This window comes from Paracoccus sp. SSK6, from assembly GCF_039770665.1.
In the GTDB taxonomy this organism is placed as follows: domain Bacteria; phylum Pseudomonadota; class Alphaproteobacteria; order Rhodobacterales; family Rhodobacteraceae; genus Paracoccus.
Map to the genome: position 1 here is coordinate 19,726 of NZ_JBDPNJ010000018.1, position 17,030 is coordinate 36,755.

Genomic DNA, 17,030 nt, shown 5'->3' on the forward strand with positions numbered 1-17,030 from the left:
TGGAAGGCGGGCCATGGAAAGCCCGTGTTCCGCCTTTGTTCGGATGCCTTGCGAATTACCGCCCTCGGATCCGCGGATCCATCGCGTCGCGCAAGCCGTCGCCGATATAGTTCACGCAGAGCACCGTCAGCGAGATGAACAGCCCCGGCAGGATCACCCGCCACGGATACATGATCATCTGGTCCACCGCGTCATAGAGCAGCCGCCCCCAGGTCGGAAAATCGGGCGGGAAACCAAGCCCCAGGAAGGACAGCGCGCTTTCCGTGATGATCGCCGTGGCGATGCCCAGGGTCGCGGCCACCATGATGGGCGACAGCACGTTCGGCAGCACATGGCGCAGGATCATCCGGTGCGCGGGCGTCCCGATGGAGCGGGCGGCCAGGATGAACTCTCGCTCCTTCAGCCCCAGCACGTCGCCGCGCACGATCCGCGCCGCCTGCATCCAGCTTGTCGCCCCGATGGCCGAGACGATCAGGATGAAGATGCCAAGTGCGGGGCCGAAGCTCTGCGACAGGGGCTCGCGGAACAGCGTCACCATCAGCAGCAGCAGGGGCAGCAGGGGCAAGGCCAGGAACAGTTCGGTCAGGCGCATCAGGGGCGCGTCCAGCCTGCGGAAATAGCCCGACACGACGCCGATCAGGCTGCCCAGCGAGATCGCGATGATCATCGCCGTCAGCCCCACGGCGATGGACACGCGCCCCCCGGCCATCAGCCGCGCCAGCATGTCGCGGCCCAGCTGGTCCGTGCCCAGGGGATGGGCGGCGCTGAAACCGGAATTGCGGGCGCGGATGTCCACATAGGTCGGGTCCAGCGTCCAGATATAGGGGCCCACGACCACGAACAGGATGACCGACACGAACAGCACCAGGGCCACCATGGCGCCGCGATGGCTGCGGAACTGGCGCCACACGTCGCGCCATTGGCTGCGCGTCTCGCCGCCCGCGTGCAGGGGGTTGTCGGGCGGCAGGGCGGCGACCGCCCCGGCGGATGCGGCGCTGGCGTCCACGGTCTCGGTCACGGACAGGTCGTGCTGGCGTTCCGTCTCAGTCATAGCGGATCCTCGGGTCAAGGATGCCGTAGAGGATGTCGGCAACCAGGGTGAAAACCACGATCAGGATCGCGAAGATGAAGGTCAGCGTCAGCACCATGGGGATGTCGTTGCCGTGGATGGCGGTGATCAGCAACTGGCCCAGCCCGTTCACCTTGAACACCTGTTCGGTGATGATCGCGCCGCCGAAGACGGCGGGCAGGCCAAGCGCGATGACGGTGATGACCGGGATCAGGCTGTTCCTCAGCACATGCTTCAGCACCACGGTCCGTTCCGACAGGCCCTTGGCGCGCGCGGTGCGGACGTAGTCCTGTCCCAGGTTGTCCAGCATGGATGCGCGCATGAAGCGGCTGACCTGGGCTGCGTTGTACAGCGCCAGCACCGTCACCGGCATGACCATCTGCCGGACCTGCGCCCAGAAGCTGTCCCAGTCGCGCACCTGCAGGGTCGTGTCATAGACCGACGGGAACCACTGCAGCTTGACCCCGAAGATGATGATGAGGACGACCCCCGTGAAGAAGGTCGGCATCGAAAAGCCGATCATCGACACGAAGGTGCCAAGCTGGTCGAACCAGGAATACTGCTTGTAGGCCGAAAGGATGCCGATCGGGATCGCGATCAGGACGCCGACCAGATAGCTGAACCCCACCACCGTCAGGGTCTGCGGCAGGCGCTGCGCGATCACGTCGAAGACCGGGCTGCGCGACTGGAAGCTGATGATGCGCTGCATCCCCGCGCTGAACTGCGTGCCGAAGATCTGGTCGAACCAGTGCAGCGGCTCGACCCAGAAGAACTGCTTCAGCCAAAGAACATAGCGCACATACCAGGCCTGTCCCAGGCCAAGCGCCTCTCGCATCCGCTCCTTCACCTCGGGCGGGACGGTCAGGGGCACGTCCCCCAGGGGGTCGCCGGGCGATGCCTCCAGCAGCAGGAAGATCACCAGCGATATGAACAGCAGCGTCGGGATGGCCAGCAGCAGGCGCCGGATGGTGAATGTCAGCATGGGAAGCCTCGGTCAGGGCGCTTCATCGGGCGCGGCTCCAGTCGGCGATGTTCCACAGGCTGCCCTCCCACCCGTTCGGGGCGACGCCCGCCAGCGAATTGGCATGGGCGCCGATCATGCCGCGATGGATCAGCGGCAGCACGACATGGCCATCGGCGGTCAGCATGTCGGTCATTTCCTTGGCAATGGCCTGCCGGTCCTCGGGGGCGCCCGTCTGGTTCAGAAGCGCCGTCCTTTCGTCGAAGGCCGGGTCGCAGAAGCGCACGGAATTGTTGCCCTGCCATTGGTTTTCGTCATTGGGGATCCGGTCGCAGGCGAATTCATCCAGGAAGGATGCGGGGTCGGGCAGATAGAAGGCGTCGGTGAACATCTGCGCATCGGCCAGGAAACGCGCCCGCGAATCCGGGTTGCCGGCATCGCCGCCGAAGAACACCGTGCCGTCGATGGTCTTCAGGTCGGTCGCCACGCCGATTTCGGACCACCATTGCTTGACCAGCGATTGTACGTCCTGCCGGACCGCATTCACCGTTGTCTGGAAGACCAGGTGCAGGCGCACGCCGTCCTTTTCGCGGATGCCGTCAGTGCCCGGCAGCCAGCCCGCCTGATCCAGCACCGCCTTTGCGCCTTCGATATCGGGGGTCAGGCATTCGTCGCGGCCTGAGTTGAACGCGGGGGGCACGGGAACGATGGTGCAGGTCGGCTTGCCCGCCGGGCCATAGGCCAGTTCGGCCAGCAGCGGCCGGTCGATGGCCATGGACAGGGCGCGGCGCACCGCCGGATCGGTCAGGAAGGGATGGGGATGGGCCAGGGTCGAGCGTGCATCGCCAAGGCTGGCCGAAGGATCGGTCTGGTTCAGCTCGATCCGCTCGACCATGGAGCCGAAGGAGCCGATCAGCTTGCCCTTGCCCGCGGCCTCCAGCGGGGCGACCACATCGGGGGCCAGTTGCAGGTTCCAGGCATAATCGAACTCGCCCGTTTCCAGAACCGCGCGGGCCGCGGCCATGGCGTCGCCGCCGCCCTTGATCGTCACACTGGCGAAGGCGGGCTTGGCGGGGTCGCGGTATTCGGGGTTCGCCTCGAAGGTGGCGACATTGCCGGGCTCGAAGCTGGTCACGCGGAACGGGCCGGTGCCGATGGGGCCGAAGTTCTGGTCGGTGCAGCTTGCGCCCGCAGCCCCCAGGCAGGCTTCGAACTGGGCCTTTTGCAGGATGGGCGTGCGCCCGCCCACAAAGGCCTGCAAGGGCGGATACTTGGGCGCCCCATAGGTGATGCGGACAGTCAGGTCATCGACTGCCTCGACCGACCGGATGCCGTCGAATTCCGCCAGGACGGCGCAGCCGAAATCGGGCGCCATGCAGTATTGTGCCGTGAAGGCCACGTCGGCGGCGGTCACGGGCGTGCCGTCGGACCAGGTCAGGCCGGGCTTCAGCCGCCAGGTCACGGCAGTGTAATCCGCCGCGATGCCGCCGTTTTCCAGCGTGGGGATCTCGGTCGCAAGCACGGGGATCAGCGATCCGTCATCGGCCACCAGAGCCAGCGGTTCCAGGATCATCGAGGCCGGGTCGATATCCTTGGCGCCCGTGGACAGATAGGGGTTCAGGACGGATGCTGCCTGCCAGTACAGCACGCGCAATTCGCCGTCGCTGCCGCGCTCCGCCACAGCGGGCGTCGCCATCATCAGCGCCAAGGCCGGAACCAGAGCTTTCTTCATGGGCACCTTTGTCTTGAAGATCCGGCCCCACGGGATCGCGGGGCCGGAAGGGGCATCATTGCTGGACGCGGGTCCAGTCGGCCACGTTCCACAGTTCCGAATCCCAGGCGTTCAACTGGACGCCGCCCAGGGTGTTGGAATGGGCCGAGGCCGTGCCGCGATAGATCAGCGGAATGATCGCGTTGCTGTCCTTGGTCAACATGTCGTTCAGCTTCTGGCCGATCTTGCCGCGTTCCGCCGGATCGACGGTCTTGGACAGTTCCACCATCAGCGCGTCATAGGCCTCGTCGCAGAAGCGGCTGATATTCTCGCCCTGCCACTGGTTTTCCGGGCTCGGCGCCTTGTCGCAGGTCCATTTCGCCAGATAGGGCGCGGGGTTGCCGCCTTCGAAGTTGTCGGCATACATTTCCACGTCCGCATAGAACTTTTGCAGCGTGTCGGGCGAGCCGGGATCGGACCCGAAAAAGACCGAGGCATCGACGGTTTTCAGCTCCGTTTCAATCCCGATTTCCGACCACCACTGCTTGATGAGCGCCTGGAAGTCCTGCCGCACCGCGTTGACCGAGGTCTGGAAGACCATCTTCAGCGGCACGCCGTCCTTTTCGCGGATGCCGCTGCCGCCGACGGTCCAGCCGGCCTCGTCCAGCAGCTTCTTCGCGCCCTCGATGTCCTGGGTCAGGCATTCCTCGTTGGGCGAGGCCCAGGCCTCGGGCGCGGGGACATAGTTGCAGGTGGGCTTGCCCGCCGTGCCATAGCCGATTTCCGCCAGAAGCTGGCGGTCGATGGCCATGGACAGGGCCTTGCGCACCGCAGGATCCGACAGGAAGGGATGGGGATGGGCCTTGGTCGAACGCTCGCCTTCCGGCAGGGACGACGACGGGTCGGTCAGGTTGACATGGATCCGTTCCATCAGGCTGCCAAAGGCCGCGCTGACCTTGCCCTTGCCCATCTGCTCCATCCCGGCGATCACGTCAGGGGCAAGCTGGGTGTTCCAGGCGTAATCGTATTCGCCCGTTTCCAGCACCGCGCGGGCCGCCGCCGCCGCATCGCCGCCGCCCTTCATGGTCGCGGTCGCGAAGGCGGGCTTGTCGGCCTCGCGGTATTCGGGATTCGCCTCGAAGGTGATCACGTCGTTGGTCAGGAACTTCGTCACCCGGAAGGGGCCGGTGCCGATCGGGTTGAAGTTCTGGTCGGTGCAGGTCGGCGCATTGGCCCCCAGGCATTGCTCGAACTGCGCCTTTTGCAGGATCGGCGACTGCGCCCCCGTGAAGGCCGAGAAGGGATCGGGCATCGGTTCCGAGAAGTTGATCCGCACGGTCAGGTCATCGACCGCCTCGACGCTTTCCACGCCCTCGAACTTGGCAAGCTGCGAACAGCCGCCTTCGGGATGCATGCAGTATTCGGCCGAAAAGACCACATCGGCGGCGGTCAGCGGCGTGCCGTCCGACCACTTGACGCCTTCCTTCAGCTTCCAGGTGACCGATTTCAGATCCTCGGCGATGCCGCCATTCTCGATCGAGGGGATCTCGGTCGCCAGGCTCGGGACCAGCTTGCCGTCGGGCGCGGCCTTGGCCAGCGGTTCCAGCACCATGCTGGAGGCGATCACCTCCTTGGTGCCGCCGGTCAGATAGATGTTCATCGTGGACGGCGCCTGCCACATGATGATGTTCAGCGCCCCGTCGCTGCCGCGTTCGGCCATCGCGGCGGGTGCAAGGGCCAGGCTGGCTGCGGCGCCCATCAGCAGTGTCTTCAGCTTCATCGATCTCTCCTGTCGGAAGTTGCGGCCCGCGGGCGGTGGTTCAGAACGGCTTGGTGCCCTTTGCGGGCTTATGCTCTTGATTCATCCCGTCCATCCGGGCCTTGTCCTGGTCCCGCCCCTTTGCGGAATGGGATCAGTTTCAATCGAAGCCCTTTTGGAAAGCAAGTCTTATCGCGTAACGTCATACACGGTTCTTTCGACTTTGATTTTCATGCGGGCGCGGCTAGCCTCCAGCCAGGGCCATGCCGGGAGGCTGCAGGATGCTGGACGACAAGCCGCTTGTTTCCATTGAAGAACTCCGGGTCGAGTTCGAAACCGGCGATGGCGTCGTCGTCGGCGTCAAGGATGTCAGCTTTGCCATCAATCCCGGCGAATGCGTCTGCGTGGTGGGCGAGTCCGGGTCGGGCAAGTCGGTCAGTTCGCTGTCCCTGATGCGGCTGGTGGAATTCGGCGGCGGCACCATCGCGGGCGGTCGGCTGATGTTCGACGGGGGCGACGGCAAGGTCATCGACCTGGCGCAGCAATCCACGCCCGCCATGCGCGACATCCGCGGCAACCAGATCGGCATGATCTTCCAGGAACCGATGACCGCGCTGAACCCGGTCTTCACCGTGGGGGACCAGTTGACCGAAGGCCTGATGGTCCATCGCGGCATGACCAAGACCCAGGCCCGCGCCCGCGCGCTGGAGATCCTGCGCCAGGTCCGCATCCCCGAACCCGTACGCCGCATGGACCAGTATCCGCATGAACTGTCCGGCGGGATGCGCCAGCGGGTCGTGATCGCCATCGCCATGGCCTGCGAACCGCGCCTGCTGATCTGCGACGAACCCACGACCGCGCTTGACGTGACCATCCAGGCCGAGATCCTGGCGCTGATCGACCGGCTGAAGCGCGAAAAGCGGATCGCGGTGCTGTTCATCACCCATGACATGGCCGTGGTGGCACAAATGGCCGACCGCGTGGTTGTCATGTATCGCGGCCAGAAGGTCGAGGAAGGCCCGGTCGAGCAAATCTTCGAAAATCCGCAGCAGGATTACACCAAGATGCTGCTGGCCGCCGTGCCGCGCCTTGGGGAAATGACCGGCAAGGCGGCCCCCGAACGGATGCGGCTGATGCGCGACGGCACGGTCAGCGCGCCCGAGCCGATCATCGTGAAGGATCCGAAGCCCCTGCTGACGGTCCAGAACCTGACCACGCGCTTTGCCGTCAAGGGCGGGCTTCTGCGCCGCACCACGGCCCGCGTCCACGCGGTCGAGGATGTGAGCTTTACCATCAACGCGGGCGAAACCCTGTCGCTGGTGGGCGAATCCGGTTGCGGAAAATCAACCTGCGGCCGGTCGATCCTGCGGCTGGTGGAACCCGAATCCGGCAAGGTCGATCTGGGCGGCACCGACATCCTGGCGCTGTCGCCGGGCGAATTGCGCCGCGCGCGCCGCGACATGCAGATGATCTTCCAGGATCCCTTCGCCAGCCTCGACCCGCACATGAAGCTGTATGACCAGGTGGCCGAGCCGATGGAGAATTACGGCATCGGCAGCCGGTCCGAACGCCGCGACCGCATCGCCGCGCTGTTCGACCGGGTGGAACTGCCCCGCAGCTTCATGCGCCGCTATCCGCACGAGATGTCGGGCGGCCAGCGTCAGCGCATCGCCATCGCCCGCGCCTTGGCGCTGAACCCCAAGCTGATCATCGCGGACGAGGCCGTGTCGGCGCTTGACGTGTCGGTGCAGGCGCAGGTGCTGAACCTGCTGATGGAATTGCAGGGGGATCTGGGGATCTCGATGCTGTTCATCAGCCACGACATGGCGGTGGTCGAACGGGTCAGCCACCATGTCGGCGTGATGTATCTGGGCCGCATCGTGGAAATCGGCACCCGCCAGCAGGTCTTCGAAAACCCGCAGCACAACTATACCAAGCAGTTGATGGCCGCCGTGCCTGTGGCCGACCCGCGCCAGAAGAAGATCAGCGAGGATCTGAAGTTCAAGCCCATCCCCTCGCCGATCCACCCGGTCGATTACCAAGCCCCGTCCTCGGTCTATAAGGAGATCGCGCCGGGCCACAGGGTTCTGGTCGATCCGGCGACGCATCACTGATGCAAGGCCCGCCCATCGCGGCCGATGCCGCCCCGCAGTTCCGCGCGCCCTTGCCCGGTGCCGCCGATGTGGTGGTGATCGGCGGCGGCATCGCCGGGGTGACGACCGCGCTGTATCTGGCCCGCGACGGGCTGTCGGTCGTCCTGTGCGAAAAGGGGCTGATCGCCGCCGAACAATCCAGCCGCAACTGGGGTTGGGTCCGGGCGCAAGGCCGGGACGAAGCGGAGATTCCCGTGATGCTGACCGCCCGTCGGTTGTGGCAGGGGCTGGCGCAGGAACTGGGCGACGGGCTGGGCCTGACCACCTGCGGCGTCAGCTATCTGGCGCGGGACGAGGCGACGCTGGCGCGATACGAAAACTGGCTGACGGTTGCGCGGCGGCACGGGCTGGACAGCCGCATCCTGGGCCGCGCGGAACTGGCGCAGGCCATGCCGCACAAGGCAGGATGGGCAGGGGCCTTGCAGACGCCGTCCGACATGCGCGCGGAACCAGCGACGGCGGTCCCCGCCATCGCCCGGCTGGCCGCCCGCGAAGGCGTGGCGATCCGCGAACATTGCGCTGTCCGCGCCATTGAAACCCAGGCGGGCCGCATCAGCGGCGTCGTGACCGAAGATGGCCCGGTTCGCGCCGACCGCGTGCTGCTGGCGGGCGGCGCCTGGTCGGGGCTGTTTGCCGCCAATGCCGGGCTGCACCTGCCGCAGCTGTCCGTCCGCGCCACCGCCGCCGCGACCGAAGCCCTGCCCGACATCTGGCAGGGGGCCGCGGCCGATCCCGATTTCGCCTTCCGCCGTCGCGCCGACGGCGGCTATACCTTGGCGCCGGGCACGGGCCACGACTTCTGGATCGGGCCTGCCGCCTTCCGCCACCTGCGCGCCTATCTGCCGATGATCCGGCGCGACCTGTCGCAGACCCGCCTGCAGGCCTTCGCCCCCGCAGGTTATCCCGACAACTGGCGCACGCCCCGCCGCTGGCGGGCCGACAGGCCCACCCCGTTCGAGGCGATGCGCGTCCTGAACCCGCCCCCGAACCCGCGGCGCCTGAAAAAGCTGCAACAGGATTTCGCGGCCGCCTTTCCGCAGATCGGGGTGCCGAAATTGCGTGCGGTCTGGGCGGGGATGATCGACACGATGCCCGACCAGGTGCCGGTGCTGGATGAAAGCGCGATCCCCGGCCTGTTCATCGCCACCGGCCTGTCGGGCCACGGCTTCGGCATCGGGCCGGGCGTGGGCCATGTCATGTCGCGCCTGATCCAGAACCGCGACCCCGGCCATGACCTGTCGCGCTTCCGCTATGCCCGCTTTATCGACGGATCGCCCGTCACGCTTGGGCTCGAGATCTAGCAGACGCTTGCACAACCTGCACAAAGGGTTCAACCTGCTGCCGCGAAGGAGATGAACCATGCCCGTCAAGAACCGATTTGCCGAACTTCTGCCCGAGATCACCGCGTGGCGGCGCGATTTCCACGAGCATCCCGAACTGCTTTATGACGTGCATCGCACCGCGGGCCGCGTGGCCCAGCTGCTGCGCGACTTTGGCTGCGACGAGGTGGCCGAGGGGGTGGGCCGGACCGGCGTGGTCGGCGTGATCAAGGGCAAGACCGACAGCCAGGGCCGCGTGATCGGGTTGCGCGCCGACATGGACGCCCTGCCGGTGGTCGAGCAGACCGGGCTGGATTATGCGTCCAAGACGCCGGGCAAGATGCATGCCTGCGGCCATGACGGCCATACCGCCATGCTGCTGGGGGCCGCGAAATACCTGGCGGAGACGCGCAATTTCGACGGCACCGCCGTGGTGATCTTCCAGCCCGCCGAGGAGGGCGGGGCAGGGGGCGAGGCGATGGTCAAGGACGGCCTGGTGGACCGCTGGAACATCCAGGAATTCTACGGGATGCACAACATGCCGGGCATCCCCGTCGGCACCTTCGCGATCAAGCCCGGCGCCATGATGGCCGCCGCCGACCAGTTCGACATCACCGTCACCGGCAAGGGCGGCCATGCGGCCAAGCCGCATGAATGCATCGACACCACGCTGACCGCAGCTCAGATCATCGTGGCGCTGCAATCCATCGTGTCGCGCAATGTCGATCCGCTGAAGAACGCCGTGGTCTCGGTCTGCGTGGTGTCCACCGATTCGACGGCGCATAACGTGATCCCGCAGGTAGTGAAGCTGAAGGGCACCGCCCGCAGCCTGGATCCGGCCGTCCGCAAGCAGCTTGAGGAAGGGATCATCCGCATCGCCACCAACGTCGCCGCCGCCATGGGCGCCACCGCGCAGGTGGATTACCAGCCCGGCTATCCGGTCACGATGAACGACGACCAGGCGACCGTCTGGGCCGCCGATGTGGCGCGCGACATCGCGGGCGACGTGAACCTGTCCATGCAGCCGATGATGGGCGGCGAGGATTTCAGCTACATGCTGAACGAAAAGCCGGGCGCCTATATCTTCGTGGGCAATGGCGACACGGCGATGGTCCATCACCCGGCCTACAACTTCAACGACGACGCGATCCCCGCCGGATCCAGCTGGTATGCCGGCATGGTCGAGGCACGGATGCCCGCCGCCTGACCGCCATCCCGCCGCCGGAATGTCGCAAGGCCCTCCGGCGGTGTCGGAAACATGATTGTCATTGCCCGCCAATCGTCCGAAATGGCGTCACCAGACAGCCAAGGAAGCGGACCTTATGAAAAGCTATACGCTGCGCGTTACCTGCCCCTCGACCCGCGGGATCGTGGCCGCCATTTCGGGCTATCTTGCCGGACATGACTGCAACATCACCGACAGCGCGCAGTTCGACGATTCGGAAACCGGCCGCTTCTTTATGCGCGTCAGCTTCCGGTCCGAAGGGGCCGCGACGCTGGAGCAGTTGCAGCAGGGCATGACCCCCATCGCCGAACGCTTCGGCATGGAGGCCAGCTTCAGCGACGACGCGGTGAAGATGAAGGTCATCATCATGGTCAGCCGCTTCGGGCATTGCCTGAACGATCTGCTGTACCGCTGGCGGATCGGCGCGCTGCCCATCGACATCGTGGCGGTGATTTCCAACCACATGGACTATCAGAAGGTCGTGGTGAACCACGACCTGCCCTATTACTGCATCAAGGTCACGCCCGAGAACAAGGCCCAGGCCGAGGCCGAGCAGATGCGCATCGTCCGCGACACGGGCGCCGAACTGGTGGTCCTGGCGCGCTACATGCAGGTTCTGTCGGATCAGATGTGCCAGGCCATGTCGGGCCGGATCATCAACATCCACCACAGCTTCCTGCCGTCCTTCAAGGGCGCCAACCCCTACAAGCAGGCCTATGAGCGCGGGGTGAAGCTGATCGGCGCGACCAGCCATTACGTGACCGCCGACCTGGACGAAGGCCCGATCATCGAACAGGACACGGTGCGCGTCACCCATTCGCAATCGCCGGGCGACTATGTCTCGCTTGGCCGCGATGTCGAGGCGCAGGTGCTGGCCCGCGCCATCCACGCCCATATCCACGGCCGGGTGTTCCTGAACGGCGAAAAGACGGTGGTCTTCCCGCCCTCGCCGGGCAGCTATGTCAGTGAACGGATGGGGTAAGCTGCGGCGAGGACGGGAGGGGATGTCGGAGCGTCATCCTCCGATCTCCCGGATAAGCCGATGAAGGCTGTTTGCCGCGGCCCTATCGGAAAAGCGGTTCGACCATTCCGCCCGCGCGCGTTCGGACAGGTCATGCCGCTTGGCCCCGTTCTGCCACAGGGTCTGGATCGCCCCCTTCATCTGGGCGACATCGCCGGCCTCGACTAGAAGGCCGGTGCTGTCATGTTCGACATAGCCGATGGTACCGGGACAGGATGTGGCGATCACCGGAACGCCCATCTGCATCGCGGTCAGGAAGGTGATCTGACCCGAGGCGGTTTCCTGGTTCGCGACGGGGGTGACGCTGATCCGCGCTGCGGCCATCAGTTCGTTGCACTGCCTTTGCGTCAGGCCGGACAGGAAGGTGACCATCGGGCTTTTCGGCAAGGCTTCAATCGCCTCGGGGCGGGTGACGATGATCGTACGGATTCGTAACTCGTCCACGGCTGCGATCAGCGTCGCATAATCTCGGTTGGCCGAGCCGAGCGCGAGAAGATAAGGCTCGCGGACATCCTCCTGGCGGAGGATGTCGATCTTCCCGCGTTGCAGAGGCACAAAGCGGATTTTGTCCTGCGGCACGCCGAGATAGCGGGCGTATCTTGGGATTTCCAGCGGTGAATGCACCACGAAGCGGTCAATCTGCCGGGAAGCGAACCTTGCCAGCTTCTGGCGCCGGCCGGGCGGCAATGCGCCAAGGTTGAAATTATAGGCGATAATCCTGATCCTCTGACGAAGGATCAGCTTCAAAAGCGCCGCGCACATGGCCAGTTGCGGAAAGCAGACGATGATCCCGGCTTTCGTCTGAGGGCAGCGAAAGCATGGCGGAAATGGACCAGCCATTCAACAACCGGGGTCACGGTCTTCTTGCGGAAATGCCAGTCGCGCGACTGCTTTGGCGGAATGGCCTTTTCGAAACGAACATCCTGATCGTCTATGAAATCATCAAGCCATCTGTCGGCATGACCGGTGAAGAAATGCGCGGCTACGACCCATTTAGGGGCTTTGTCACCAACCATGGAACACCTTGGAACTGAGGCCATGGAACACCCCGCAACTGAAATGTCGCTGCGGTGCGCCATGGCGGATAGGAACTCGGAAACTTCACGGCAACCGCCCCGTCTTTATACAAAGGGGCGGTTACCAAAACGTTCACGCGGGGCTTATTTCGGCAGTTCCGCGGTGATGCCTTCGACGAAGAAGTTCATGGCGGACAGATCTTCGTCCTTGGCAACCTCTCCCTCGGCCAGCCAGACGCTGCCGTCGGCCTTGTTCAGCGGGCCCGTAAAGGGGTGGTATTCGCCCGCGCCGATCTTGTCGCGCAGGGCCTCGGCCTCGGCCTTGACTTCGTCGGGGACGGCCTCGGTGATCTCGCCGATGGCCACGATGCCGTCGCCGATGCCGCCCCAGACGGCCTCGGGCTTCCAGCTGCCGTCCAGGATGCGGCCCACGCTTTTCACGTAATGCGCCCCCCAGTTGTTGTAGACCGAGGACACGCGCGGCGAGGGCGCGAAGGACGACATGTCGCTGGCCTGGCCGAAGCCGATCTTGTCCTGCTGCTGCAACTGCGCCAGCGGCGCGGTCGAGTTGGTGTGCTGCAGGATCACGTCCACGCCTTCGGCCATCAGGGCGTTCGCCGCGTCGGCCTCTTTCGCGGGGTCGAACCAGGTATAGGCCCAGACGACCTTCATCTCGACATCCGGGTTGACCTTTTTCGCGTGGATATAGGCCGAGTTGATGCCCTGGATCACCTCGGGGATGGGGAAGGTCGCGATATAGCCGATCTTGTTGCTCTTGGTCATCCGGCCCGCGATGGTGCCCGTCACGGCGCGGCCTTCATAGAAACGCCCGTCATAGGTGCCGACGTTGTCGGCGCGCTTGTAGCCGGTGTTGTGTTCGAACTTGATGTCGGGAAACTTGGCCGCGACGTTCATCACGGCGTCCATGTAGCCAAAGCTGGTCGCATAGATCACGTCGTTGCCCGCAAGCGCCAGCTGGGTCAGCGCGCGTTCGGCATCCACCCCTTCGGGGACGCTTTCCAGATAGGTGGTTTCCACCCGGTCGCCGAACTCCTGTTCGACGGCCAGTCGGCCCTGGTCGTGCTGATAGGTCCAGCCGCCGTCGCTGACGGGGCCCACATAGATGAAGCCGACCTTCAGCGGGTCTTCCTGCGCCCAGACGGGCGCGGCAAGGCTGATCGTCGTCATGGCGGCGACGCTGGCGATAAGCTGTCTGCGGTTCATGTGTCCCTCTCTCCGATTGGCCCCTTGCTCTCAGCGCAGAGCGTGAAAATCCTGTCCCAGCGATCCGGGGGCGGCGCTGCCCGCGCGACGGCTGAATTTCTGCCGGGCCGAGATCGCCACCAGAACGATGATCGTCGCAAGATAAGGCGCCATCGACAGAAGCTGCACCGGCACCCGGACACCCGCCGCCTGCAGGCGCAGTTGCAGCACCGTGACGCCGCCGAAGAGCCAGGCCCCCGCCAGCACGCCCACGGCCGTCCAGTTGGAAAAGACCACGATGGCAAGGGCGATCCAGCCTGCGCCCGCCGTCATGCCCTCGGACCATTGCAGCACGGTGGCGATGGAAATGAAGGCCCCGCCGATCCCCGCCATGGCTCCGCCAAAGGCGATGGCCGCGATGCGGATGCGCCGCACGTCATAACCCAGCGCATGGGCCGCATCGTGGTTTTCGCCCACGCCGCGCAGGATCAGGCCCGCGCGCGAACGGTTCAGGAACCACCAGGTCGCGGGCACCATCGCCAGCCCCAGCCAGACGATCCAGTTCAGGCCCAGCGGGCCAGAGGCCATGGCGGGGGCCTTGACCCCTTCGACTGGGTCGCCGAACAGCGCGGCCAGGCCCAGCCCGAACAGCGTCAGCGCAAGGCCCGAGGCAACCTGGTTCGACATCAGGAACTGCGTCAGGATCGCGAAGGGCAGGGCGACGAGCGCCCCCGCCAGGGCGGCTGTGGCAAAGCCCAGGAAGGCGTTGCCGCTGTAATAGGCGGCGGCAAAGCCCGACAGGGCCCCCACGATCATCATCCCCTCGACCCCGAGGTTCAACACGCCCGCGCGTTCCACGACCAACTCGCCCAGGGCGGCGAAGAGGATCGGGGTGGAGGCCGACAACAGCAGCAGGAACAGGGCGATGGGGTCGATCATGCCGTGATCCTCCGGGCGATGCGGTATCTGGTCAGCAGGTCGAAGCCCAGCAGGAAGAACAGGAGCATCCCCTGGAAGACCTGCACGGTCGCGGCGGGCAGGTTCAGTGTCAACTGCGCCAGTTCGCCTCCGATATAGGTCAGCGCCAGCAACAGCCCCGCCAGCAGGATGCCCAAGGGATGCAACCGGCCCAGGAAGGCCACGATGATCGCGGTGAAGCCATAGCCCACGCCCACCTTGTCGGTGATCTGGCCTGCGGGGCCCGCGACCTCGAACAGGCCCGCCATCCCGGCAAGCGCGCCCGACAGGCCCAGGCAGAAGGCCACCAGGGTTTCCGGTTTCACCCCGGCGAAGCGGGCTGCGCGGGGGGCGATCCCGGCGGCGCGGATGTGAAAGCCGCGAATGTGGCGGGACATCAGGAACCAGGTGGCCAGCACGGCGATGGCGGCGGCGACCACGCCCCAATGTGCGCCGGTGCCGGGGATCAGTTCGGGGTTTGCGGCGGCAGGATATTGCTGCAGGTTGCGCGAACCCGGCATCCCGAAGCCTTCCGGGTTCTTCATCGGCCCGAAGGCCATCCAGGCGGCGATGCGCTGCGCGACATAGACCAGCATCAGCGAGACAAGGATTTCCGACGCGCCGAACCAGTTGCGCAGCAGGGCCGGGATCATGCCCCAAGCCCAACCCCCTGCCGCGCCCGCGATCACCATGGCGGGGAAGATCCACATTTCCTGCGCCGGATAGGCGGCAAGCGCGACCGCCGCGCCGGTGATGGCGCCGATGATGTATTGCCCCTCGGCCCCGATGTTCCAGATGCCGGCGCGGAAGCCCACGGCAAGGCCGGATGCGATCAGGATCAAGGGCGCGGCCTTCACCAGCAGTTGCGGGCGGGAATAGCCCGCGGCGGGGCCGAACAGCGGATCCCAGAAGATCGTCCTGATGGCGGCGACGGGGTCATGGCCCATGATGGCGAACAGGACGCCGCCTGCAATCATCGTCGCCAGCACCGCCAGGACGGGCGTGACGATCTGCAGCAGGGGGGCGCTGTCGGTGCGGGGGATCAGGCGGATCATAGGTGGGCCACCTCCATCCCGTGCGCCCCGCCCAGCATCAGGCCGATCTGGTCAAGCGTCAGGCCCTCGGTCGGGCGGGGGTCGGACAGGCGGCCTTCGTTCAGCGCGCAGAAGCGGTCGGAGAGTTCCAAGAGTTCGTCCAGGTCTTGAGAAATCACGATGACGCCCGCGCCGCTGCGGGCCAGATCCAGCAGCGACTGGCGCACGGCGGCGGCGGCGCCCGCATCGACGCCCCAGGTGGGCTGGTTCACCACCAGCACGCGGGGAGCCTGCATCACTTCCCTGCCGATCACGAATTTCTGCAGGTTGCCGCCGGACAGCGCCTTCGCGGCGGTCCCAGGGCCGGGGGTGCGCACGTCGAAGGCGCGGATGACCGCTTCGGCAAAGGCGCGGGCGGCGGGGCGGTCGATCAAGCCGCTGCGCACCAACTGCTTGCGCGCGCCTGCGGTCAGCAGGGTGTTGTCGGTCAGGCTGAAATCCGGGACGGCGGCATGGCCCAGCCGATCCTCGGGCGCGGTCAGAAGCCCGGCGCTGCGGCGTGCCTCGGGGCCAAGCCGGGACAGGTCGGCGCCTTCCAGCAGGATTGTGCCGGGGATGCTGCGGATCTCGCCCGAAAGCGCCGTCAGCAATTCGTCCTGCCCGTTGCCCGCGACGCCGCCGATGCCCAGGATCTCGCCCGCGCGCAGGGTCAGGCTGACGGATTTCAGCGCCGTGCCTTCCGCTGTGGGGGCGGGCTGGGACAGGTCGCGGACCTGCAGCAGAACCTCGCCTGCCTGTCGCCCGCTGCGGTCCACGGGGCGCATTTCCCCGCCGACCATCATCGCGGCCAACTGGCGCGCGGAATGGGCGCGGGGGTCGCAACTGTCCACCACGCGGCCGCCGCGCAGGATCGTCGCCCGGTCGCAATGGGTGCGGATCTCCTCGAGCTTGTGGCTGATATAGAGGATCGCGGTCCCCCCATCCGCCAGCTTGCGCAGGGTGGCGAACAGCAGGTCCGCTTCCTGAGGGGTCAGCACGCTGGTCGGTTCGTCCATGATCAGCAGGCGCGGGTTCTGCAAAAGGCAGCGGATGATCTCGACCCGCTGGCGTTCGCCCGCCGACAGGGTAACGACGCGGCGAGCCGGGTTCAGCGGCAGGCCGAAGTCCTGGCTGACCTGCGCGATCCGGGTGGAAAGCGCGCGCCGGGGCGGCGGGTTCTCCATCCCAAGCGCGATGTTCTCGGCCACCGTCAGCGCGTCGAACAGGCTGAAATGCTGGAACACCATCGCCACGCCAGCGGCCCGCGCGGCACGGGGATCGGCGGGCTGGTGCGGCTGGCCGTTCAGCATCATCTGTCCTTGATCCGGGCGGACCAGACCATAGATCATCTTGACCAGCGTCGATTTGCCCGCGCCGTTCTCGCCCAGCAGCGCATGGATCTCGCCCTGCTGCACCGCAAAGGACACATCGTCATTGGCGCGGACGCCGGGATAGGATTTGCCGATCCCCAAGGCCCGGAAAACTGCCGCGTCGTTCAAACTTTGTCCCCTTGGTCAAATCTTTATCCGTGATAGCGCGTCTTGTGGCCCTTGGGCAATTGCG

14 protein-coding genes are annotated in these 17,030 nt (G+C 65.8%); 4 read left to right on the forward strand and 10 right to left on the reverse strand.

Annotated features, from left to right (window positions below; all coding sequences use genetic code 11):
• Window positions 1-55: 55 nt before the first annotated feature.
• Genes AAIL68_RS12280 through AAIL68_RS12295 form a run of 4 tightly spaced genes read right to left on the reverse strand, consistent with a single transcriptional unit; the run spans window position 56 to window position 5,521 of the window.
• Complete coding sequence (locus tag AAIL68_RS12280) at window positions 56-1,051, reverse strand: ABC transporter permease (RefSeq protein ID WP_347140068.1); 996 nt, start codon at window positions 1,049-1,051, stop codon at window positions 56-58.
• The gene (locus tag AAIL68_RS12285; RefSeq protein WP_347140069.1) at window positions 1,044-2,051 is read right to left on the reverse strand and encodes an ABC transporter permease; all 1,008 of its coding nucleotides are present in this window, start codon (window positions 2,049-2,051) and stop codon (window positions 1,044-1,046) included. Before AAIL68_RS12285 ends, AAIL68_RS12280 begins: the two co-directional genes overlap by 8 nt.
• Before the next feature lie 22 nt (window positions 2,052-2,073).
• Window positions 2,074-3,762 carry a peptide ABC transporter substrate-binding protein gene (locus AAIL68_RS12290; RefSeq protein WP_347140070.1) on the reverse strand — a complete coding sequence of 563 codons (1,689 nt, stop codon included), beginning with the start codon at window positions 3,760-3,762 and terminating at the stop codon, window positions 2,074-2,076.
• A gap of 55 nt (window positions 3,763-3,817) precedes the next feature.
• Window positions 3,818-5,521 carry a peptide ABC transporter substrate-binding protein gene (locus AAIL68_RS12295; RefSeq protein ID WP_347140071.1) on the reverse strand — a complete coding sequence of 568 codons (1,704 nt, stop codon included), beginning with the start codon at window positions 5,519-5,521 and terminating at the stop codon, window positions 3,818-3,820.
• A 260-nt stretch (window positions 5,522-5,781) separates the two neighbouring features.
• On the opposite strand from AAIL68_RS12295, the gene AAIL68_RS12300 reads away from it, so the two are divergent.
• From AAIL68_RS12300 to purU, 4 genes are all read left to right on the forward strand, one after another.
• Window positions 5,782-7,614, forward strand: coding sequence for an ABC transporter ATP-binding protein (locus tag AAIL68_RS12300; protein WP_347140072.1), 1,833 nt, complete (start codon window positions 5,782-5,784; stop codon window positions 7,612-7,614).
• Window positions 7,614-8,954 carry an FAD-binding oxidoreductase gene (locus AAIL68_RS12305; RefSeq protein ID WP_347140073.1) on the forward strand — a complete coding sequence of 447 codons (1,341 nt, stop codon included), beginning with the start codon at window positions 7,614-7,616 and terminating at the stop codon, window positions 8,952-8,954. The genes AAIL68_RS12300 and AAIL68_RS12305 overlap by 1 nt, the downstream gene beginning before the upstream one ends.
• A 58-nt stretch (window positions 8,955-9,012) precedes the next feature.
• Window positions 9,013-10,179 carry a M20 aminoacylase family protein gene (locus tag AAIL68_RS12310; RefSeq protein ID WP_347140074.1) on the forward strand — a complete coding sequence of 389 codons (1,167 nt, stop codon included), beginning with the start codon at window positions 9,013-9,015 and terminating at the stop codon, window positions 10,177-10,179.
• A 115-nt stretch (window positions 10,180-10,294) separates the two neighbouring features.
• Window positions 10,295-11,179 carry a formyltetrahydrofolate deformylase gene (gene purU / locus AAIL68_RS12315; protein WP_347140075.1) on the forward strand — a complete coding sequence of 295 codons (885 nt, stop codon included), beginning with the start codon at window positions 10,295-10,297 and terminating at the stop codon, window positions 11,177-11,179.
• 33 nt (window positions 11,180-11,212) lie between these two features.
• On the opposite strand, the gene AAIL68_RS12320 is transcribed toward purU, so the two are convergent.
• The 6 genes from AAIL68_RS12320 to AAIL68_RS12345 form a co-directional block, all read right to left on the reverse strand.
• Window positions 11,213-11,845: a glycosyltransferase gene (locus tag AAIL68_RS12320; RefSeq protein WP_347140076.1), complete on the reverse strand. Its 633-nt coding sequence runs from the start codon at window positions 11,843-11,845 to the stop codon at window positions 11,213-11,215.
• Window positions 11,846-11,961: 116 nt separating this feature from the next.
• Complete coding sequence (locus AAIL68_RS12325) at window positions 11,962-12,234, reverse strand: hypothetical protein (RefSeq protein WP_347140077.1); 273 nt, start codon at window positions 12,232-12,234, stop codon at window positions 11,962-11,964.
• Window positions 12,235-12,378: 144 nt separating this feature from the next.
• On the reverse strand, window positions 12,379-13,458 hold the full coding sequence (locus AAIL68_RS12330) for a BMP family ABC transporter substrate-binding protein (protein WP_347140078.1): 1,080 nt from the start codon (window positions 13,456-13,458) through the stop codon (window positions 12,379-12,381).
• 30 nt (window positions 13,459-13,488) lie between these two features.
• Entirely contained in the window at window positions 13,489-14,376 is an 888-nt protein-coding gene (locus AAIL68_RS12335; protein WP_347140079.1) for an ABC transporter permease, read from the reverse strand.
• Window positions 14,373-15,449 carry an ABC transporter permease gene (locus tag AAIL68_RS12340; protein WP_347140080.1) on the reverse strand — a complete coding sequence of 359 codons (1,077 nt, stop codon included), beginning with the start codon at window positions 15,447-15,449 and terminating at the stop codon, window positions 14,373-14,375. Before AAIL68_RS12340 ends, AAIL68_RS12335 begins: the two co-directional genes overlap by 4 nt.
• A complete protein-coding gene (locus AAIL68_RS12345) occupies window positions 15,446-16,966 on the reverse strand; it encodes an ABC transporter ATP-binding protein (protein WP_347140081.1) in 1,521 nt (506 codons plus the stop codon). The genes AAIL68_RS12340 and AAIL68_RS12345 overlap by 4 nt, the downstream gene beginning before the upstream one ends.
• Window positions 16,967-17,030 lie beyond the last annotated feature (64 nt).